Origin of the sequence: Pseudomonas persica, assembly GCF_900291015.1 — a bacterium.
GTDB lineage: Bacteria > Pseudomonadota > Gammaproteobacteria > Pseudomonadales > Pseudomonadaceae > Aquipseudomonas.
Window position 1 is genome coordinate 1 of the sequence record NZ_OLKL01000320.1, and the last position, 243, is coordinate 243.

The following is a 243-nucleotide window of genomic DNA, read 5'->3' on the forward strand; positions in this document are numbered from 1 at the left end:
CGCTGTGGGAGCGGCCTTGTGTCGCGAAAGGGCCGCAGAGCGGCCCCGCCACTCTCAAGCCTTGGCCAGATCTGGCAGGTCACCACTCAAACCCAACGCCTGGCGCACAAATAGCGCCTTGGCCTCCGGCATTTGCTCAACCAGTTTCAACCCGCTGTTGCGCAACCAGCGCAACGGCAGCGGATCAGCCTGGAACAATCTCTCGAAGCCCTCCATCGCCGCCATCAACGCCAGGTTGTGTGG

General features: G+C 63.0%; 1 pseudogene. It reads right to left on the minus strand.

Annotation, left to right across the window (positions count from 1 at the left end):
* Window positions 1–54: 54 nt before the first annotated feature.
* Window positions 55–243 (minus strand): annotated as a pseudogene (locus tag FQ664_RS26730) (2-octaprenyl-3-methyl-6-methoxy-1,4-benzoquinol hydroxylase); the annotation flags it as partial.